Source organism: Kitasatospora sp. NPDC056531, from assembly GCF_042794375.1.
Classification (GTDB): domain Bacteria; phylum Actinomycetota; class Actinomycetes; order Streptomycetales; family Streptomycetaceae; genus Kitasatospora.
The window spans coordinates 1-15253 of the sequence record NZ_JBHTTU010000115.1 but is presented as its reverse complement, the minus strand read 5'-3'; the positions used below and the strand labels follow the sequence as shown (position 1 = coordinate 15253).

Below are 15253 nucleotides of genomic sequence, written 5' to 3'. Positions count from 1 at the left end.
ACTGAACGCCTTCGAGATCACCTTCGACGGCCGACTCTCCATCGGCCGCCGGTAATACAAATCAACCTGAGTTACACCGTTGGCTGGACACACCCCTCTGACCGCACAGGTCCACCGGGTTGGCGGTGGAGGAGGCGGGGGCGGCCCGAGGCGATCGCCCCGGGCCGCCCGTTCAGCGGTGTGCGTCAGTAGCTGGTCGAGACCGTTACGCCGCTGAAGTCGGTCTGGGCGTAGAGGCTGATGTAGCGGTAGCCGGCGGTGGTGTTGGTGACGGTGATGGTCTGGGTGGTGCCGTTGTTGGTCGAGCCGCTGGTGTGAGCGGAGGGCGTGGCCCAGGAGCCGGGGTTGTAGTAGAGGTAGGCGGTGCCGGTGCCGCCGGTGCTGGAGACGGTCAGGGTGGTCTGGCCGGCGGGCAGCCAGAGGTAGAAGTAGTCGAGGTTGCCGGCGGTCGCCGACTGGTTCGCGCGGTAGCAGTTGCGGTCCAGCTGTCGCGGGTCGGCTCCGGTGCAGGGCGCGGTCACGGTGACGGCCTTGCTGGTGGTCGCGGTCCGCCCGTTGCCGTCGGTGACCGTCAGGGTGACGGTGTAGGTGCCGGGCGCGGTGTAGGTCTTCGTCGGGCTGGCGGTGGTGGCGGTGGTGCCGTCGCCGAAGTTCCAGGCCCAGGAGGCGATGCTTCCGGCGCCCGACTCCGTGGAGCGGTCGGTGAGTCGGACGGTCAGGCCGGAGACGGCCGCGTCGAAGGCGGCGGTCGGGGTGCCGGTGCTGCCCGCGGTGCAGGCTCCGGCGGCGCAGGCGTCGAGCCAGCTGTTGAAGTCGGCGTCGTAGCCGGTGCCGACGGAGTTGTAGACGGCGTAGCCGCCCGCGTAGTCGCCGGTCCGGAAGTGGCCGAGCATGGCCTGGATGTCCGCCGGGTGCTTCTCGAGCATGTAGCGGACGGCGAGGTAGCCCCACGGGTAGGTGCGGACGGTGTCGCTGTTGTCGTAGGTGTTCTGGAACAGGGTGCTGAGCGCGTAGGTGTGCTTGGCGGCCTCGGTGACCGCCTGGGTGTCGGTGACACCGCGGTAGGTGTAGGAGACGTACTCGGCGACGCCCTCGATCCACCAGACGTCGGGGACGGAGATCTGCTGCGAGAAGTTGCCTTTCATGTCGTAGCGGGCGTCGAGGGCGTGCGTGTACTCGTGGTTGAGGTTCCAGACCCGGGCGGTGAAGCCGTTGTCGGTCGGGTGCCGGTAGGTAATCGAGAGCGGCTGGTTGGCGGGGTTGGCCGGGTCGCCGGTCAGGGTCATGCCGCCGTTGTTGGTGTCGATGCCGTAGATCGGTCCGGCGTAGGTCTGGTAGTCCGCCGGGCTGGCGAAGTTCACCAGTTGGAGGGTGGACTCGTACTGGCCGGGGATCGGGCCGTTGTCCTTGACGAGGTTGTGGACGAACGGGTCCTGGTTCTGCAGGCTGGCGCAGACGGCGGCGAGGTCGGCCGCGGTGAGGTCCTGCGCGCGGATGGTGTGCGTGGCGTCGCAGGTCTGGCTGATCGGGAGTGCGGCTGCGGTCAGCTGCTGGGGCAGGTTGCACACTCCGTAGTACGAGCACTGGGACTGGTCGTAGAAGGCGGCCAGGTTGGCGACGCCGACCCAGAGCGGGGCGGTGGGGCCGGTGATGGAGGAGGCGTCGAGGAGGCCCTTGGCGAGCGGCCGCACCTTGGCCTGGAGCGCCGGGTGCTCGATGAAGCGGGTGGTCTCCACGCCGGCGTTGGCGTCGAGGAACGCGTTGCCGGTGCCCAGCAGGTCCCGGTGGTTGAGGGCGAAGGCGTCGAGCGTGTCGATGAGGCTCGGATCGGCGGTGACCGCGTCGACGTAGTCCTGGTTCTGGTGGCCGCGGAAGACGGGGGTGAAGACGTCGTTGACGAAGTTCACCATGTACCAGGAGGCGTTGTACGAGCTGTTGTAGCCGTTCAGGATCCGCTGGTAGGTGCCGAGGTAGCGGGCCTGGAGGTTGGCGCTGTCGCTGAGGACGACGACCTCGCCCGCGATCTGGCCGTTCGCGTCGCCGACGTCCTGGAGGTGCGGGCTCGCGAAGAACGCGTCGAGGCCGCCCGCGACGGCGTTGGTGAGCGCGGAGTCGTAGGGGCCGACGTCGGCCGGGTGGTTGTACTGGACGTAGTACCCGGCGCGCAGGAAGAGGGCGAGGGGCAGGATCCCCGTCGAGTTGTCCCCGGGGTAGTCGGCCGCGACGCTCTGGAAGGCGTTGGCGACCGTGACCATCTGGCTCTCGCGGAACACCCCGCCGGCGTCCGCCCCGCCGACGCCGAACAGCGTGTTGACGCAGTCGGAGGTCGAGGCCTTGACGAAGGAGACCAGCGCGGCCCCGGTCCGGCTGCTGAAGTCGGCCGGCTTGCACGACGCGGCGGCCAGCGGCGCGACCCCGGGGCGCGGCGTGGCCGTGGGGCTGTTCAGGGGCCGGTGCGGCGGTAGCTGGGCGGCCGTGAGCCGGCGGTCCTGCGCGGCGGCCGGGCTGGTGGCGTCGACGGCGGAACTGCCGGTCGGCGGCAGGGGCCGGACGGTGCCCGCGGCCTGCTCGGCGTGGTGGGCGGGCTGGTCGGGCTTCCCCGTGGGGGCGGCGAAACCCGGTGCGGCGGAGAGGCCGACGACGGCGGTGCTCGTCGCGGCTATCACTGCCAGGAATTTGGGCAGCCGAAATGGCTGACGCATCGTCACTCCTTGCATGAGGTGTGGGGGTGCGCCACGAGGCGGGGGGAGGGCGCGTGAAGCACGGTCTCATGTGCATGACGGGTCTTCAATAGGGTGTGACATATCACTTTGAAACCGGTGGCCGCCGAGATCGAGGACGCGGCGTCGTTCAGCATGATCTGCGACGGAACCTCGGCCGTTCACGACTCCGTTGGGAAAGTCGCAAAGCACCACCCGAGTGACTGGCAGGCTGACATGATCGTCTTGCCTGTTTGTGGAAGGGGGCTGGGTGTCGCTGGAGTCGCGGGATGACCGTGGGGTGCCGGAGCTGACCGCGCGGGTGGTGCGGGCTTCGTTCCCCAAGGGCACGTTGGCGGTGCGGATCCGGGAGGCACTGGGCCCGCTGTTCGAGGACGGGTCCTTCGCGGCGGCGTTTCCCAAGCGGGGTCGCCCGGCGATCTCGCCGGGTGCGCTGGCGCTGGTCTCTGTGCTGCAGTACGCCGAAGGGCTCACCGACCGGCAGGCCGCCGACCAGGTCCGCGCCAGAATGGACTGGAAGTTCCTCCTCGGACTCGAGCTGGACGACCCGGGGTTCGACTTCTCGGTACTCGAGGTCCTACGCACCGAAGCCCGCACCGCTGGCATCGTCGCCGCCCAGGTTGCCCTCGAACTCGCCGCCGCCTTCCACCACGCCGTCCGCGGCGACGACGCAGCGCTCGCCGCCGTCCAGGCCCGGCTGCGTGATCTCGCCCGCGCCGGCGACTACGCCTACTACGTCGACATCGCCCACCACATGGCTGGCCAGCACCCTGAGGCCCCCTCGGGCGTCCGCTGGCTCGACAGCGAGGAGACGGTGCGCACCAGGTGGCGGGCCTTGGTCACCAGCCGTCAGGAAGGTCCGCTCACCGGCCAGTAGGCCCCGCTTCGCCCTCGCCTCAACACGCGGGCACATCGGGCTCCGGCCGAACCTTCACCACTTCGTGGACCCGCTCAACCGAGGCGAACCACGACTGGACCCGGCGGTCCACGAACCCAACAACCTGGATCATGTCGCTGCGCCGGGCGGCCAGGTCCTGGGAGCCTGCCTCGCGGTAGACGAACAGGTGGTCGGTTGAGAAACGGATCCGGTCGACCAGTCGGCCGAGCGGGGAGACCGGGCCCATGCCCGACACCCGCTGAGCACGGGTCGGGCAATACGTCGTCTGCTCCGGGGCGCGGCGGATGCTGTTGCGGGCGATGCCTACTGACCTGTACCGACCAGTCCACAGACGGAGATGCCGATCATGTTGCGAATCCCTGTCCTCGCCGCGCTGCTGAGCCTCGCCTGTTGCGGCGCGGCCGCCGGCGTGCCACAACCGGGAACGGCCGTCGATCAGACGGCTTCCCCCGCCTCGGCCGGCTGTCTGACCCCGCCGCCGGTCGCTCCGGGTGAGACCGCGACGCTGACGCTGACGTCCGGCGGGCAGCAGCGGAGCTACCTCGTCCACGTACCCGCCGGCTACCGGAGCGCCGATCGGACACCGTTGGTCCTGGCCTTCCACGGTTCCGGTGAGAGCGACACGCAGATCGAGTCGTACAGCGGTCTGTCGGCCCTGGACGCCATCGTGCTGTACCCCGAGGGGACCATCGGAACCAACGGCGAGACGTCCTGGGAAGGCGCGCCCTACTCGTCGGGCGTCGACGACGTACGGTTCGTCCAGGACCTGCTCGCCCGGACGCAGCAGCAGTTCTGCGTGGACCAGGGCCGGATCTACGCGACCGGCAAGTCGAACGGCGGCGGCTTCACCGCCCTGCTCGCCTGCCGGCTGCCGCGCCGGATCGCCGCCTTCGCACCCGTCGCGGGCGCCTACTACCCGGAGACGACGCAAGGCTGCCGGACGAGCCCGCCCGTGCCGATGCTCGAGTTCCACGGCACCGCGGACCCGGTCATCCACTACGACGGGGGAACCAGCCACGGCGAGCAGTACCCTTCGATCGCCCAGTGGCTGAACACCTGGACCGACAAGGACCGGTGTTCGGCGGAAAGCCGGCGCAGCATCGGCTCGGACGTGGTCGAGTTCGACTGGACGCCGTGCGTCCGGGGCACCGAAGTCACCCACTACCAGGTCATCGGCGGCGGCCACACCTGGCCCGGAGCGGTGGCGCCCAGCGGCCCGGGGCACACCACACAGACGATCTCGGCGACCGCGGTCATGTGGGAGTTCTTCACCCGGCACCCGCTCGACCGGCCGGCACACCCGGGCGGGTGGTGACGAACGGAGCGAAGCCGCCGCTCGCGCGTTCACCGGTCCCGCCCTCCCGGCAAGGGCGGGTCCGGACCGCGTGCGCCTGGTGGGGAACGCACGGGCGAGGAGGGATCCCAGGCCCTGCCCGCGCACCGCGTGTCGTGTGAAGGGACTTCGGCCCTGGCCGGTGCAGCTCACGGTTCACCGGAGCAGCGGGATCTCGCCGAGCTCGTGGACGGAGCAGAGCGGGGTCCCGCCCACGGCCATCTCGAAGAGCGCCCCGCAACGATTGCCGCTGACCGTCCTGACCCACTGCCAGCCGTGGGTGCGGTAGTAGGCGACAAGTCCACCTCGCCCCGCTTCGCGGCTTCCGCGATCAGCCCCTCCAGCAGGGCTTCGAAGACACCGGCGCCCCTCCACTGCCGGAACCGGTTGGAGACGGTCGGCCAGGCGCCGAACTCCTGCGGCATCTCCCGCCACGGCGCGCCCGTCTTGAACCGCCAGATCACGCCCTCGAACTGCTGCCGCAGCCGCTCCGGATACGGGCCGTACTCGCCGACCGGCAGGTACGGCTCAATGAACTCCCACTCCGCGTCCGTCAGTTGCACTCGCGTCACGCAAGACGGTCTACCGGATCAGGACCCGCCACGAGGGTGAGTTCCGCAAATTGATCACAACAAGATACGCGCCCTAGTCCGGGGTGGACCCGGGCTACATCCTCTCGATCTTGGTGGTCGTGGTTCTACGAGGAGACCGCGGGGAGGCTGCTCTGTTCCTTCTCCAGCAGGGCGGTGATGTGGCGGTGCAGGCCCTGCACGCTTTCGGCGCTGGCTTCGGCGACGATGGCGCGCTGGGCGGGGGTGAACGGGGAGTCGGGGCTGTAGAGGGTGCTGCGGGTGAAGCTGGTGGTGCCCTCGCCGTCCTCGGTGAGCTTGTACTGCAGGCCCGCGCCGAGACGGTCGTCGATGAGGAGGGAGGACTTGGCGTACTCCTGGGCGACCACGCGCCAGAAGAGGTGCTGCTCACTGCCGTCCTCAAGGACGCCGTACTCGTAGACCACGTCGTCGATGCGGTAGGGGCGCTCGGTGACGCCGCCGACGCCGTGGCTGGCGACGTGCCACTCGGGCCAGAAGCGGGCCTGGGTGACGAGGTCGAAGACGAACCTGGCGGGGGCCTTGAAGGTGACGGTGTTGCTGTCGCCCACGGTCCAGTCGTTGTACTCGGTGCTCATGTCGGGACCTCCTCGGGGGAGCTTGTGCTCTCAAAATGAGAGTACACACGATATGAACGTACGTGCAAGATGTGTATATTCATTCGTGGGACGGGAAGGAGCGCAACGATGAGTGACGAACGACGGCCGGGGCGCCAGGTGTCGGTCAACGAGGTGCTCGCGCGCGCCGGCGACGTGCGGGAGGCCTTCGACACCATCGCCAACACCTGGTCACTGCTCATCCTGCTCGCGCTGCAGGGCGGCACGCTGCGCTACAACGAACTCAAGCGCACCGTGGGCGGAGTCAGCGAGCGCAGGCTGTCACAGACGCTGAAGATGCTCGAACGCGACGGAGTGGTGGACCGGAAGCTGGTGCGTTCCATCCCGTCCCACGTCGAATACAGCCTCACCCCGACAGGCCAGGTGGTCGTCGACTCGCTCGGCGAGCTGTTGGCCACGATCATCGAATTCTCGCCCCAGGTCGCAGCCGCACGGCGGCGCTACGACGAGAAGCAGACTCAAGCCCAGGAGAACCCGGAGCAGACAGCCTGAGCCGCCTCATGGCCGAGTCGGGCGCGTTCACGCCAAAACACCCCGGCGATCCACTCTGAGTTCCGCAACTGGTGGCGGTTCGTGGCCCGAACGGGGGGTTTCGCGGACTTCGGGCCTGGTGGAACGGCCGAATCGCCCGGTGGAGGTCGCGCGAGGGCGCCGCCCGCGGCCCGGCCGCCACGCAGCGAGCCGCGTTCGTTGACCCGGACGTGAGCAGCACCCCGGCCGCCCGGCGCGGCCTCGGACCCGGTGCCCGCGACGCCCTTCACCGCCTGGCCGGCCGCCAGCAACCGTCCTGGACCCGCCCCGCGTCCCTCCCGGTCCCTCCGGCCCGCCCACCACCGCCCCGGGCCACCCAGCAGGCCGCCGTCGACGCCCTCGCCGCGCTGCGCCGCATCCCCACCCCGGCTGCCGTCCCGAAGAACGCGCTCCGCCTCGCCCAGGCCCCGCTGGAGCGCCCCGCCGAGACCCGCTCCTCCTGGAGGCCGCCGCCGTCATCCGGCAGTACCTCGCCGCCGCCCGCACCCCACCTCCGACCCGGCTGCGCCCGGCGCCGGAGCCGACGGTCTCCACGCTCGGCACCCTGCGGGCCCGAGGCGGCGCCAGGACAGCCGTGGGCGGCGTGCGGCGGACCCGCAGCGGGTAGCGTTCTCCATGGCCCTCCAGGGCCGCTGTGAGCTGCCGTCAGAGCACGCCGCAGGCCCGGCGAGGCGGAACAATCCCCCGGGTGTCTCCCCGGGGGCGTCCCCGGGTGCTGCCCCGGGGGGCTTCCCTCCCCAGAGTTTCGACGTTCCCGCAGGCCAGGGCCCAAAATCGAGGCTCCCTGACTCGCCGACAACCCGTTCCCTCCCCTTCATTCCCTTGGGCTTGTGGTGTTGGTGGTTGGCGGTTGGGCGGGGCGGTACGGTCTCGGGTTCGCTCCTGGTCCGATGGGCCCTGTTGCCGCTCCAGGTCCGCTCTGCCCCTTTCCCTCGCGGCCGGGTGACCGCGTGCCTCCCGGTGGTCGGCGCTGGGTGGTCGGGGCGGTGGGCGGCGGCCGGGTGTCGGTGCCATGAGGTAGGAAGGCAGGAAGATCAACTGTCGGACGACATCCAGCTGTCAGTGGAAACGACACGAGATGTCAGTGGCTCGGGCCATCGGGGTGTCACTGGGCCTGCCGCCGATCGGTCAAGGCGCAGGGCCGCGCTGTGGCCGAGCATGCGATACGTCCTGCCGCCAGCCCCTGACAGTTCCATGTCGCCTGACATCTTGCGCGCGTCCGGCGAAGCCGTCCGCGCCGACCGGGCCAGCCCGACCGGCCGCTCCCCGGCGCCGCCCCGACTGCATGTAGGCATTACTGCAGGCGGCACCGACGGCACCGCCGCCGGCGTTCTTGCCGGTCTTGATCTCCAGCTTCCGGGCGATCTCCGGGACGGGCACGTCTTGTCCCGTCTCGCCGCTCGCTGTCGCTCGAATCCGGGCCGGGTGGGGCGTACGGGAGCATGCCATCGGCCTATGCCCCTGTCCTTGCGCGGGCCGCGCGGAGACAGGGCGCAAGCTTGGCATGTCGCAACCTGGTGCGCATCGGGAGCTGTGTTCCACGCTCTCGTACGTGCAGGAACGACCATGCACCCTGAGGTCGGGTGTCCCTTCTACGGCCGCCTTGTCCCGTGTTCTCGGACACCGGGCGCGTGCCGTGGATCCGTGGGCTCCTCCCCCGACCCCACCACCGCGTCCCCACCACCGACGAGGCAGAGGGCGGCTGCCACGTCGTTCAGCACCTCGACAGCGTCCTTCGCATGCACATGAGATGTGTCGCCCCCAGACGGGCGGCCTCGACCAAAGGAGATCACCGTGAAGGCAACCCGACGAGTCCGTGCCGCCGGCCTGTGCGCGCTGGCGGTCAGTGCGACGATGCTGGCCGTCGGCTCCACGCCGGCAGCGGCGAGCGTCGCCCCGTTGTTCAGGGCGAAGCTGATGGCCAACCACAGCGGCAAGTGCCTGGACGTCCCCGGCGCGAGCCAGGCCGCCGGGCAGCCCGTCCAGCAGTGGCACTGCTACGACGCGCCCGACAACCAGACGTGGAACTTCGTCGCCGCCTACAACAGCGACCTCGGGAACGGATACCTCGCGGACAACTACTACACCGTCCGCGCCCAGCACAGCGGCATGTGCCTGGAGGTCCAGGGCGGGTCCACCGCCGACCAGGCGGCGGTCGTCCAGCAGCCCTGCGACACCAGCTACCAGACCACCCAACAGCAATGGCGGCTCGTCCAGCGGCCCGACGGCTACTTCAGCCTGGTCGCCCGCCACAGCGGCAAGTGCCTGACGGTCCCGCAAGGGATCCTCGCCGACGGGATCTACGTGGTCCAGCAGGGCTGCTCCAACGACCTGCCCTACCAGGAATGGAAGCTCCTCTGAGCCCGCCCGTCACGACCGGACGCCGCGCGTGGGCGCAGCCGTGCCGGGCGTAGAACCGGCGACGGGCCCTCACGCGGCGACCGTCCAGACCTGAGGCCCACCGCCGGGCGCCGGCCGTCTTCGTCCTGCGGCCGAGGCGCGCGCGTGGTGGGCCCGGTCACCACCCACGCTGTCACCTTGGCCGTTTGAAGTTCCACCCTGCGGTTGGACACCGATCTTCTACGCCGCGAGGGCATGACCTTGCTGGTGTCGCTGCCGGATCTCGAGGGGCGTGAGGTAGCCCCACTCGGGGTGCCTGCGTAGGCGCCTGCGGTTGTAGAAGGTCTCGATGAACGCGAAGACCTCCGCGCGGGCGCTGGCACGGTCAGGCCAGAACCGGGTGCCGATCTCCTCCTTCAGTACGGCGAAGAAGCTCTCGGCAGCGGCGTTATCGTAACAGGAGCCGACTTGCCCCATCGACTGCCTCATGTCCAACTTGCCTATTTCGCTTCGGAATTCATTTGAGGTGTATTCGCTGCCGCGGTCCGAGTGAAAGACGCAGCCGCGCTCCAGGCCGCCGCGTCCGGCCGCCATCCGCAGTGCGGCCACCGGCAGCTCGGCGCGGTGGTGGTCGGCCATCGCGTAGCCGACCACCTCGCGGGTGGCCAGGTCGATGCAGGTGGCCAGGTAGAGCCAGCCCTCCTCGGTCGGCAGGCAGGTCATGTCGCCGACCAGCCGTATCCCGGGGCGGGGCGCGGTGAAGTCGCGCCCGATCAGGTCCGGGACATGCACCGGCTTGCGGGCCTGGCGGGTCAGGTTGCGGCGCCGGCGGCGGGTGATGCCCGCGATCCCGCGCTCGCGCATGATCCGCTCCACCCGCTTCCGATTGACCGTCCGGCCCTGGCGGCGGAGCTCCGCATGCACGCGCGGGACACCGTAGGCACCCCTGGAGGCGAGGTGGATCACGGTGATTTCGGCGGCGAGCAGGTCCTCGGCCTGCCGGCGGGCGCGGCGGTCCTGCTCGCCGGCCCGCCAGGCGTAGAAAGAGGAGCGGGGAATCCCCAGTGCCCGGCAGATCCGCTTGACGCCCCAGGCGCCGTGGTGGTCCTCAACGAAACGGAAGCGGATCACCGTATCGTCTCGGTCGCGAAATAGGCGGCCGCCTTCCGCAGGATTTCGATCGTCTTCTGCTGCTCGACTGTCTGCCTCCGCAGGCGAGTGAGCTCCTCGCGCTCGGCGCTGGTCAGCTCGCCCGGCCTGCCCTCGCCCCGGTCGGTGCGGTCCTGCTTGACCCAGCCCCGCAGCCCCTCCGGGCTGACCCCCAGCTCCCGCGCGATCTCGGTCACGTTCCGGTGCGGAGAGGACCGGACGAGCGCGACCGCGTCCCGCTTGAACTCCGCCGTATACCGCTTACTCATGTTGCTCTTGGTTCCCACCTGGCACTGCTTCCTCCGGGCTCACACGTCCCAGTCTCCAGGTGTCCAGCCATAGGGTGAAACTTCACCCAGCGCCATCCTCCTGACAGTCCACCGTGCCGGTACGACACCGGTGGAGATCAGTGCCCGGCAGGCCCGCAACGGCGACATCGAGGCGCTGCTGCGCGAACGATCAGACGGAAGACGGCTGTGACCGCCCCGCCGCTGCTCCCTGGCCGCCGTCCTGGTCGGCCGCCGGGCCGCCCGCGCTGCGCCCGGCCCGGCCGTCCTGCCGCCAGGGCCCTGGCGCCGCCGCCAGGGCGTGCCCCGGGGACCCACCTCGGGCCTGTCCTGCCCGCCGGCCTTGGCTGCGCCCTGCCGCCCCGCTGCTGCTCCCTGCTCGCCCTCAATCCCTGTGTGTGGTGGGGGGCGTGGCAGGTGGGTGCGACAGGGTGCTGGGTGGGGCCGCGGGCGCTGCTTGGGCGGGCTGCCGTCGCCGCCAGGAGCCGCTGCTGGGGCTATGGCTTGCCGGGTTCGGGCGTGGCGAGGTGCGTCTGGAGGAAGGCGTGGCCGGCTTCGTGGAGGGTGTAGTTGTGCCGTGGTGTCGTGTGGCCGGTGGGGCCGGCGCTCCAGAGCAGCCGCCCGCTCTCGGGGTCGACCGGGGGCGCGCCGGCGAGGCCTGCGGCGCGGATCGTGGCGGTGACGCGTACGTGGGCGCAGACGACCGAGCCTTCGTACTGGTTGCAGGAGAGGATCAGGCACAGGGGCGGTCGGTTTACCGGGTCGTGGATGAGACCGGCCGCGCGGGCCAGGAGCCGCTCGCGCTCGTTGAGGCCGGCCGCGCGGATGGTCAGGGGCCCGAAACTCTCCAGCAGGTCCACGGCCCTCACCCCGTCGAACCAGACGTCGATCGTTTCCTGCCCTTCGCGCCAGGCGGCGCTACGCAGCAGCAGCATCATGTGGCCGACGCCGTAGCGCCAGATACGAAAGCGCCGCCCAGTCGGGAAGCTTGATGACACGCGGTCCGGGGCTTGATTGCTCATCGCTCCATGATCGCCACCCCGTTCGGTTGGGAGAAGAGGCCTCATCGCGGACCCCACGCCCCCGCCGCTGCGCCCCCTTGGCCGCCCGTCCTGGTCAGTCGCCCGCTCTGGGGTGCCCGGCCCGTCCGGCCGTCGCGGGCTCGTCCTGGCCGTCCCGCTGCGCCCGGCCTGGCCGTCCTGCCGTCGGGCCCTGGTGGCGCCACCCGGGCCGCGTCTGAGCCGCCTCGGGCTCGTCCTGCCCGCCGTCGAGGCCGTGCCCCTGCCCGTCGTCCTGCCCGTGGAGCGGCTGATTTCTGGTTGGCTGTCAGGTTCGTCGGTACAGCCACGAGCGGGAACCTGCTTGGAGCTGTCCCCGTCCTATGTGTATGAAGAAGCTCTGGTTGTTCGGGGCGGTGCTGGTCCTTGCCGTGCTGGCTTCCTGTCTCGTCGTGCAGCTGCACTCGGGGGCGGGGCGTGCAAAGTGCGATGCCGTATGGGTCGCGCCGGACGGGACCGAGAAGCGGTGTCCCTGACCACCTGTGGGGTGGTGGACAGGGGGAGTCGACGTCACGATCCGCCTCGTAGGGCCACATGCCAGCGGCGCCTGGCAGCCCTGCTGGCCGCTTGTCCGGGCTGCTGGCGTCCCTTCCACCCGAGGCCCTGCGCGGCGGTGTGGGCGGCGGGGAAGTCGCCGGCGAGGCGGGCGAGGTGGACCAGGCCGCGCCGGGCCGCCGGGGCGAGCCGGCCTGCGCCGTCGGCGACGATCTGCATGCCGTGCCGGGAGCCGGCGCGGTGGCCGAGGTCGCGCTGCGCCTTGGCGAGGTAGTAGACGGCGAGGTGGTGGAGGTCCTCGGGAAGCAGGTGGGTGTCGACGACGGCGGCCAGGCGCTGGACGGTGCGGGAGCGGTGTTCATGCTGGCGGCGGGCGAGGGCGTTGAGGGTCTCGACCAGGGCGTCGGCGGCCGTCGCCGGTTGCTGCCCGCCGTTGCGGTCTTCGCTGGTGCCGGTCGAGCGCAGGACGAGGGGTTCCCACACGGAGTCGGAGACGTACGCCCACGCCGCCTCCGAGAGCCAGCCGAGGCCGAGCTGGTGGTCGCGGGCGAGGGTGAGGCCCTGGCGCAGGCAGGCGACCAGGAGACGTCGGCCGTCGTCTGGCGAGCTCGTCCACTGGTCGCCGAGCGCGTCGAAGGCGCGGGTGGCGGCGCGGGCCCAGTCCTGGGATCACCGACCGCAGCTCGCAGGCCGGCGACCAACGAAGACCACACCCCGCGATATCCCTCGCGAGGGAAGAGCGCCATCGCCAGCACGGAGTACACCACCACACGCGACGGCAGCTTGCGGACTCGCCTCTCGACCCGGCCCGTCTCGCACAGCACCTCATCAACCAGCTCCGGCGGAACGAGCTGGGTCAACTCGCCAAGATGGCTGGCGGCGAAGACACTTCGAACGGACACGGTAGATGCCGGCATGCCGGCATGCCGGGCTGGACGGACAACGGGGCTCCCGTGGGTACGGCGTCTTGGTCGACTTCCGTCCCACGCGGAGCCCCGGCCGGCGTCAGGCCGGGGGGACCAGGTGGTTCTCGTGGGCGAAGACCACGGCCTGGATCCGGTCGCGGAGTTCCAGCTTGAGCAGGATCCGCCCCAGATGGGACTTCACGGTCGCCTCCGCGAGGTACAGGGCGGCCGCGATCTCGGCGTTGGAAAGGCCGCGACCGACCTCGACGAGCACCTCGCGCTCCCGGGCGCTGAGCCGGTCCAGCCGTTCGTCGCGGACGGCGGTGCCCCCGTCGGCCAGGTGCGGACGGAAGTCCTCCAGCAGGCGCCGGGTGATCCGCGGGGAGAGCACCGCGTCACCCGCCGCGACGTTGCGGATCGCGGTGAGCAGCTCCTCGGGCCGGGTGTTCTTCAGCAGGAAGCTCGAGGCCCCGGCGCCCAGCGCGGCGAAGGCGTACGCGTCCAGGTCGAAGGTGGTCAGGATCAGCACCCTGCTCCCCGGGGAGACCTCGACGACCTGCCGGGTCGCCTCGATCCCGTCCGTCCCGGGCATCCGGACGTCCATCAGGACGACGTCGGGCCGCAGCTCCCGGGCGAGGCGGACGGCCTGGGCGCCGTCCGCGGCCTCGCCGACCGGCGCCATGTCGGGCTGGGCCTCCAGGACCGTGCCGAAGGCCATCCGGAGCAGCGCCTCGTCGTCGGCGATCACGATGCGGATCGTCATACGGCGCCCGTCCCGCCGCTGTTGAGCAGGAGCCGGGTCCGCACGCCCCAGCCGCCGCCCGGAAGCGGTCCGGCCCGCAGTGTCCCCCCGTAGGCGGCCGCGCGCTCGCGCATGCCGGGGATGCCGTGGCCGGACGGCGCGGCGGCGGGAAGCGCCGGCCGGGGGCCGCTGTCGGTGACCTCCACGCCGACGCTCCCGGCCGAGCACTCGACCAGGACCGTCGCGGGGGTGCCGGCGGGAGTGTGCTTGAGGGTGTTGGTCAACGCTTCCTGCACCAGGCGGTAGACGGTGAGTTGCGCGGTGACCGGCAGGTGGGCGTGGCCGCCGCGGACCTCCAGGCCGGTCGGCAGCCCGGCGGCGGTCATCTGGTCGGCGAGCGCCTCCAGCTGGGCGATGCCGGGCAGCGGATGGCGCTCGGCGTCCGGCTCGTCGGCCCGCAGGATGCCCAGTGAGCGCCGCATGTCGGTGAGGGCCTGCCGGCCCGTCTCGGAGATCTGCAGCATCGCGGCGGTGGCCCGGTCCGGGGAGCGGTGCTGCGCGTAGACGGCGGCGTCGGTGAGCGCGACCATGACGGACAGGTTGTGGGTGACGATGTCGTGCATCTCGCGGGTGATCCGGGCCCGCTCCTCGGCGACGGCCAGCCGCGCCTGCTGCTCCTGGTGCAGCGCCAGCCGTTCGGCCCGTTCCTGCACGGCAGCGAGGTAGGCGCGCGTGGTCCGCATGTTCACCCCGAGGACGGCGGCGGCGACGACCGTCGCGGAGAGTGCGACGAAGGGGGTCAGGAACGTGCCGTCCGGTGCCCAGCGCAGGCAGGCCAGCACGGCTCCGCCCTCCACGACGGCGGCGGCGAGCAGCGTACCGCGCCGGCCCGTGTGCGCGGCCGCCGTGTACAGGGCCACCAGCAGGACGGCGTCCGCGGGCAGTTGGACGTCCGCCAGCCACTGGACGAAGGCCGCGGCCACCACGGTGGTGAACACCGCGGGGGGGGCCGGCGCCGCCACACCAGGGGCAGCGCCAGGGCGGCGGTGAGCGCCGCCGCCACCGGCAGCTCCCGCGCCGGGTACGTGGTCACGACGTTGAGCAGGAGCAGCGCCGGCAGCACCGAATCCCACACCAGGGGCGGTACCCGGTCCCGGTGGCGCACCGTCACACCTCTTCGTTGATCGGTCGTCGCGGTGGCCCGGCCGGGGCCGCCACCGCGTACAGCCGCAGCCTAGATGATTGATGCCAAGGGCTCGCCGGCGCGCATGACATGAAGCGAGGGAGTCCAGAGATCGGTTGTGACGCCTGATCTGGACTCCCTCGCCACCGCACTCTATGTGAAGACCGACGACCTGCTGAAGGAATCGCCGCATCTGGCTCCGTGGCGGCCCGAGATCGGCATCGAGCCCAAGCTCAGCGACGCAGAGCTGGTCACCCTCGCGGTGATGCAGGCCCTGCTCGGCTACGTCTCCGAGCGCCGCTGGATCCGCTACGCGAGTTCCCACCTGCGACACCTGTTCCCGTACCTGCCCGGGCAGTCCGGCTACAACCGGCGCCTGCGCAAGGC

The 15253-nt window shown here is 71.0% G+C and carries 12 protein-coding genes and 4 pseudogenes; 5 read left to right on the top strand and 11 right to left on the bottom strand.

Going from position 1 to position 15253, the window contains the following annotated elements; translation table 11 throughout:
• Positions 1–185: 185 nt before the first annotated feature.
• Positions 186–2702, bottom strand: a complete 2517-nt coding sequence (locus ACFQ87_RS40185; protein ID WP_380615910.1) for a collagenase — start codon at positions 2700–2702, stop codon at positions 186–188.
• A 268-nt stretch (positions 2703–2970) separates the two neighbouring features.
• Between ACFQ87_RS40185 and ACFQ87_RS40180 the strand changes: the two are divergent.
• Positions 2971–3303 (top strand): annotated as a pseudogene (locus ACFQ87_RS40180) (transposase); the annotation flags it as partial.
• Between the two features lie 313 nt (positions 3304–3616).
• Here ACFQ87_RS40180 and ACFQ87_RS40175 read toward each other — a convergent pair.
• A complete protein-coding gene (locus tag ACFQ87_RS40175; RefSeq protein ID WP_380615909.1) occupies positions 3617–3844 on the bottom strand; it encodes a hypothetical protein in 228 nt (75 codons plus the stop codon).
• A 120-nt stretch (positions 3845–3964) separates the two neighbouring features.
• Here ACFQ87_RS40175 and ACFQ87_RS40170 point away from each other — a divergent pair, with 120 nt between their 5' ends.
• Positions 3965–4933: an alpha/beta hydrolase family esterase gene (locus tag ACFQ87_RS40170; protein ID WP_380615908.1), complete on the top strand. Its 969-nt coding sequence runs from the start codon at positions 3965–3967 to the stop codon at positions 4931–4933.
• 311 nt (positions 4934–5244) lie between these two features.
• Here ACFQ87_RS40170 and ACFQ87_RS40165 read toward each other — a convergent pair.
• A pseudogene (locus tag ACFQ87_RS40165) lies at positions 5245–5523 on the bottom strand (transposase); the annotation flags it as partial.
• A 125-nt stretch (positions 5524–5648) separates the two neighbouring features.
• The gene (locus ACFQ87_RS40160) at positions 5649–6137 is read right to left on the bottom strand and encodes an SRPBCC family protein (protein ID WP_380615907.1); all 489 of its coding nucleotides are present in this window, start codon (positions 6135–6137) and stop codon (positions 5649–5651) included.
• A gap of 108 nt (positions 6138–6245) precedes the next feature.
• Between ACFQ87_RS40160 and ACFQ87_RS40155 the strand changes: the two genes are divergently transcribed.
• Entirely contained in the window at positions 6246–6668 is a 423-nt protein-coding gene (locus ACFQ87_RS40155; RefSeq protein ID WP_380615906.1) for a winged helix-turn-helix transcriptional regulator, read from the top strand.
• 1833 nt (positions 6669–8501) lie between these two features.
• Entirely contained in the window at positions 8502–9068 is a 567-nt protein-coding gene (locus ACFQ87_RS40150; RefSeq protein WP_380615905.1) for an RICIN domain-containing protein, read from the top strand.
• A gap of 219 nt (positions 9069–9287) precedes the next feature.
• On the opposite strand, the gene ACFQ87_RS40145 is transcribed toward ACFQ87_RS40150, so the two are convergent.
• The 7 genes and pseudogenes from ACFQ87_RS40145 to ACFQ87_RS40115 form a co-directional block, all read right to left on the bottom strand.
• Entirely contained in the window at positions 9288–10178 is an 891-nt protein-coding gene (locus ACFQ87_RS40145) for an IS3 family transposase (RefSeq protein ID WP_380615904.1), read from the bottom strand.
• A complete protein-coding gene (locus ACFQ87_RS40140; RefSeq protein WP_380615903.1) occupies positions 10175–10483 on the bottom strand; it encodes a transposase in 309 nt (102 codons plus the stop codon). Before ACFQ87_RS40140 ends, ACFQ87_RS40145 begins: the two co-directional genes overlap by 4 nt.
• A 497-nt stretch (positions 10484–10980) precedes the next feature.
• Positions 10981–11505 (bottom strand): hypothetical protein, encoded by a 525-nt coding sequence (locus tag ACFQ87_RS40135; protein ID WP_380615902.1) that lies wholly within the window; start codon positions 11503–11505, stop codon positions 10981–10983.
• 546 nt (positions 11506–12051) lie between these two features.
• Entirely contained in the window at positions 12052–12519 is a 468-nt protein-coding gene (locus tag ACFQ87_RS40130) for a hypothetical protein (RefSeq protein WP_380615901.1), read from the bottom strand.
• Positions 12520–12698: 179 nt separating this feature from the next.
• Positions 12699–12953 (bottom strand): annotated as a pseudogene (locus tag ACFQ87_RS40125) (transposase domain-containing protein); the annotation flags it as partial.
• A gap of 88 nt (positions 12954–13041) precedes the next feature.
• On the bottom strand, positions 13042–13704 hold the full coding sequence (locus ACFQ87_RS40120) for a response regulator (RefSeq protein ID WP_380615900.1): 663 nt from the start codon (positions 13702–13704) through the stop codon (positions 13042–13044).
• Positions 13701–14681, bottom strand: coding sequence for a sensor histidine kinase (locus tag ACFQ87_RS40115; protein WP_380615899.1), 981 nt, complete (start codon positions 14679–14681; stop codon positions 13701–13703). The genes ACFQ87_RS40120 and ACFQ87_RS40115 overlap by 4 nt, the downstream gene beginning before the upstream one ends.
• Before the next feature lie 303 nt (positions 14682–14984).
• On the opposite strand from ACFQ87_RS40115, the pseudogene ACFQ87_RS40110 reads away from it, so the two are divergent.
• Positions 14985–15253 (top strand): annotated as a pseudogene (locus tag ACFQ87_RS40110) (IS982 family transposase); the annotation flags it as partial.

What these genes read in the sequence shown, in the direction of transcription:
- ACFQ87_RS40185 (WP_380615910.1), bottom strand. Translation starts at nt 2,702, where the DNA reads ATGCGTCAGCCATTTCGGCTGCCCAAATTCCTGGCAGTGATAGCCGCG.
- ACFQ87_RS40175 (WP_380615909.1), bottom strand. Translation starts at nt 3,844, where the DNA reads ATGGGCCCGGTCTCCCCGCTCGGCCGACTGGTCGACCGGATCCGTTTC.
- ACFQ87_RS40170 (WP_380615908.1), top strand. Translation starts at nt 3,965, where the DNA reads ATGTTGCGAATCCCTGTCCTCGCCGCGCTGCTGAGCCTCGCCTGTTGC.
- ACFQ87_RS40160 (WP_380615907.1), bottom strand. Translation starts at nt 6,137, where the DNA reads ATGAGCACCGAGTACAACGACTGGACCGTGGGCGACAGCAACACCGTC.
- ACFQ87_RS40155 (WP_380615906.1), top strand. Translation starts at nt 6,246, where the DNA reads ATGAGTGACGAACGACGGCCGGGGCGCCAGGTGTCGGTCAACGAGGTG.
- ACFQ87_RS40135 (WP_380615902.1), bottom strand. Translation starts at nt 11,505, where the DNA reads ATGAGCAATCAAGCCCCGGACCGCGTGTCATCAAGCTTCCCGACTGGG.
- ACFQ87_RS40120 (WP_380615900.1), bottom strand. Translation starts at nt 13,704, where the DNA reads ATGACGATCCGCATCGTGATCGCCGACGACGAGGCGCTGCTCCGGATG.